4 protein-coding genes and 1 pseudogene are annotated in these 3,745 nt (G+C 68.4%); all 5 read left to right on the forward strand.

Annotated elements, in window-relative coordinates:
• Window positions 1-331: pseudogene (locus tag B3587_RS08975) on the forward strand (MFS transporter); the annotation flags it as partial.
• A gap of 70 nt (window positions 332-401) precedes the next feature.
• Window positions 402-1,622 (forward strand): sensor histidine kinase, encoded by a 1,221-nt coding sequence (locus B3587_RS08980; RefSeq protein WP_292727977.1) that lies wholly within the window; start codon window positions 402-404, stop codon window positions 1,620-1,622.
• Window positions 1,619-2,287 (forward strand): response regulator, encoded by a 669-nt coding sequence (locus B3587_RS08985; RefSeq protein ID WP_228177347.1) that lies wholly within the window; start codon window positions 1,619-1,621, stop codon window positions 2,285-2,287. Before B3587_RS08980 ends, B3587_RS08985 begins: the two co-directional genes overlap by 4 nt.
• A 127-nt stretch (window positions 2,288-2,414) precedes the next feature.
• Window positions 2,415-3,203, forward strand: coding sequence for an ABC transporter ATP-binding protein (locus B3587_RS08990; protein ID WP_228177346.1), 789 nt, complete (start codon window positions 2,415-2,417; stop codon window positions 3,201-3,203).
• The coding region (locus tag B3587_RS08995; RefSeq protein ID WP_349675795.1) for an FtsX-like permease family protein at window positions 3,200-3,745 on the forward strand (546 nt) is incomplete at its 3' end. The genes B3587_RS08990 and B3587_RS08995, both read left to right, overlap by 4 nt.

Here is a 3,745-nt window from a genome sequence, read left to right on the forward strand (position 1 = left end):
GCAGGGGCGTGTGTTCGGGTTCGCCGCGGCTTTCGAATCGGCAGCCGCCCCCATCACCGCGTTCCTGATCGCGCCGATCGCGGAGTTCTGGGTCATCCCCTACATGGAAACGCCGAGCGGCCAGCAGACGTGGGGATGGCTTCTTGGGGACGGGGAGACGCGCGGCATCGCGCTCGTGCTCGTCTTCGCAGGTCTTGCCATGGTCGTCATCGCCCTGCTCGCATTCGCGACGCGGTCGTACCGGCTCATCACCGAGCAATACCGGACCGCGCCCGAGACGCCGTCGCAGACCGAGTCCGAGACCGAGACCGAGCGGACGCCTGCACCGTAGGCGGTCGGCCCGGCGCACATACATCTTCAGACTGACGCGCTCTGGGCGCGCGTTCCGTAGCGTGGGTGAGGTGAGACGCTCCGCACTCTTTCGTGAACTCCTGCCGTACCAGGTGGCAACCGATGTGTCGGTTGCGGGAGTGTTCGGGCTGCTCTGTCTCCCCTTTGAGCTGACGATCGGCGGCTGGGCAGCCGAGTCGGCACTGCCGACCGTGGTCATGTGCCTTCTCTTCGCGGCGGCGCTCGCGCTGCGGCGGCTCTCACCGCCCCTCGCGCTCGCTACGGCGTGGGTCGGCGCGACGATGCAGATGCTGATGCTGCGTCCACCCGCGCCCGTCGACCTCGCGATCTTCGCCGTGCTCTACGCGACGGCTGCCTACGGGAGCACGCTGGTGTACTGGCTCGGATTCTCGTCGGCGATCGTCGGGGCCACCGTCATCACCGGCTATCTCTTCGGTTCGCAGCTGCTCAGTGCCGCGTCGTGGAGCGTCCTTCCGCTGGCAGCTGCTGTTCTCATCGCTGCGGGGTTCGCGTTGCTCCTGGCCTGGACCGTGGGTGCTCTGGTTCGAACGTCCCTGCGCGCTCGACGCACCCAGCGTGAGCGCGAGCGTGCCGAACGGGAACGCATCGAGGAGCAGGAGCGAGGTCGGATCGCGCGCGACATGCACGATGTCGTCGGTCATTCGCTGGCCGTCATCATCGCCCAGGCCGATGGGGCTCGGTACGCAGCCGACGCCGATCCGCAGGCGGGGAAGGACGCGCTCGCGACGATCTCGACGACGGCGCGCAGCGCGCTCGCTGATGTTCGGCTGCTGCTGGCGCAGTTGCGCCACAGCGAAGGGATGGCGCCGCAGCCGATGCTGAACGATCTGGAGAGTCTGTACTCCCAGGTGCGAGCTGCCGGGCTCGCGGTGCGCGTAGACGTGGAACCGATGCCTACCGCGAACGTGCCGGCTGCCGTGCAGTTGGCCATCTACCGCGTGCTGCAGGAGGCGCTCACGAACGCCATCCGCCACGGCAACGGAGATGTCGAGGTGACGATGCGCTGGCTCCCGGACCGTCTGCACCTGTGGGCATCGAATCCTGTCGCGGAGCCCGTCGACCCGCCCGCGGCGGATGCCGCGCCCCTGACTGACCCCGCCGGAGTGACCCACGGTATCGTCGGCATGCGCGAGCGGGCGCGGCTGGTCGGTGGGGCAGTGGAGGCAGGGATGGTCGGGGAGCTGTGGGTCGTGCGGGCGACCTTCCCCTTCGCCGCGGAACCGCAACCTCACGGGTCCGCGGCACGATGAACGACCAGAGCAACCCCGGTCCGGGCGTCATCCGTGTCGCGCTCGTGGATGACCAGGCGCTCTTTCGCGCCGGCATCCGCATGGTGATCGACTCCCAACCCGACATGGCCGTCGTCGGCGAGGCGGGAGACGGCCAGGCGGCCCTGTCGATGGCGCGAGACACGCGTCCGGATGTCGTGCTCATGGACATCCGGATGCCCGTCATGGACGGGATCGAGGCGACGGCGCATTTGCTACAGGACCCTGACGCGCCACGGATCGTGATGCTGACGACGTTCGACCTCGATGAGGCAGCCGCACGCGCGATCCGCGGCGGCGCGAGCGGATTCCTGCTCAAGGATGCCGAGCCGGAGTTCGTGCTCGCCGCAATCCGCAGCGTGTACTCCGGTTCGGCGGTGATCGCGGCAACGGCCACGGCGCAGCTGTTCGCGCACTTCCGGGACGAACAGACCCGGCCGGCGCCGCGAGCGTTCGGCGAGCTGACCGAGAGAGAACGCGAGATCTTCGGTCTCGCCGCGCGGGGCCTGTCAAACGCCGAGATCGCGGCGCGAGAGTACCTTTCCGAGGCAACGGTGAAGACGCACGTCAGTCGCATCCTCGGCAAGCTCGAGCTGCGTGATCGCGTCCAACTCGTCGTTTTCGCCTACGAGCACGGCCTGGTCTGACACCGATCATGGGGCCGCTGGCCGCAGCCTCGCACGAGACGGATGCCGAGGAATCATCCTTCCGATGGATGACGGCGCGACTTCGGGCTGACGCGGGGGTACGGGCCTGATTCCTAGCGTCGGAGGTATGAAAATCACCACGACGCAGATGGGCTTGGCGGCCCGCGTAGAGAACCTCGGCAAGACCTATGGCTCCGGCAGCGGAACGGTCAGGGCGCTCGATGACGTCACTGTCGGCATCCGTCGCGGGGAGTTCACCGCGATCATGGGTCCCTCCGGCTCGGGCAAGTCGACCCTCATGCACATCATGGCTGGGCTCGACGCCCCGACTGCCGGGCGGGTGTGGATCGGCGACACTGACATCACCGATCTCGGTGACCTCGAACTCACGATCCTCCGTCGTCGTCGTGTCGGTTTCGTGTTCCAGTCCTTCAACCTCGTGCCGACCCTCGATGCGCTCGGCAACATCCTGTTGCCCTTCGACCTGGACGGCCGCACGCCGAGTGTGTTGGAACGCTCGCGCATCGACGGGCTGATCGACACCCTCGGGCTTCGCTCGCGCTTGAATCACCGGCCGCACGAGCTCTCGGGTGGCCAGCAGCAGCGTGTTGCGATAGCCCGCGCCCTGGCGACCGCGCCCGACCTGCTCTTCGCCGACGAGCCGACGGGAAACCTCGACTCGCGCTCGGGGCGTGAGGTGCTCGCTCTGCTGGCTGAAGCGAGCCGCACCCGGGGGCAATCGATCGCCATGGTCACCCATGACCCCGTCGCCGCCAGCCACGCTGACCGGGTCCTGTTCCTCGGCGACGGGCGCCTCGTCGCCGACAAGCCCGCGCAGACCGCCGAGCAGATTTCGGCTCACATGCTGGCAGCCGACGCCGGCGCGCAGACTCGTCGGGCGGAGGTCGGCGCATGAGCGCGGTCGTGGCATCCGTCGATAAGCCGTCGCTGCGCGTGCCGCGCGCCCGCGCTAACGTCGCGTGGCTGCGTGAACGCGGGATGGGGGCGAGCATCCTGGTCGCTGCAATCTCGACCGTGTTCGGGGTCGTGCTCATCGCCACGACCGACTTTCTGGCGGCGATGCTGCGGGCGGACCCGTACATCGGCGACAGCGGCACCCTCGCCTTCATCCTCGGATTCCTCACTCTGCTGCTCGTCGCGCTCGCGGTCTATGTCGCCGGCATCGTCACGGCCAACACGTTCGCGACTGTCGTCGCCGGACGATCGCGCCAGATCGCCCTGCTGCGTCTGATCGGCGCGTCGGCGCGGTCGCAGCGAGCACGCGTGGCCTCCCAGGGCCTGATCGTCGGCGTTCTCGGTGCGACGATCGGCACGGTGCTGGGCATCGTCGTCTCTGCCGCCGGAGCGCAGATCGCGATAGTTCGACTCGGGTTGGATGCCGTCCACGTGGCGCCGGTCACCCTGTCCATGCTCCTGCCCGCCGTGATCGTCGCACTC

Source organism: Microbacterium sp. UBA837, from assembly GCF_002296025.1.
Classification (GTDB): Bacteria; Actinomycetota; Actinomycetes; order Actinomycetales; family Microbacteriaceae; genus Microbacterium.

What these genes read in the sequence shown, in the direction of transcription:
- B3587_RS08990 (WP_228177346.1), top strand. Translation starts at nt 2,415, where the DNA reads ATGAAAATCACCACGACGCAGATGGGCTTGGCGGCCCGCGTAGAGAAC.
- B3587_RS08985 (WP_228177347.1), top strand. Translation starts at nt 1,619, where the DNA reads ATGAACGACCAGAGCAACCCCGGTCCGGGCGTCATCCGTGTCGCGCTC.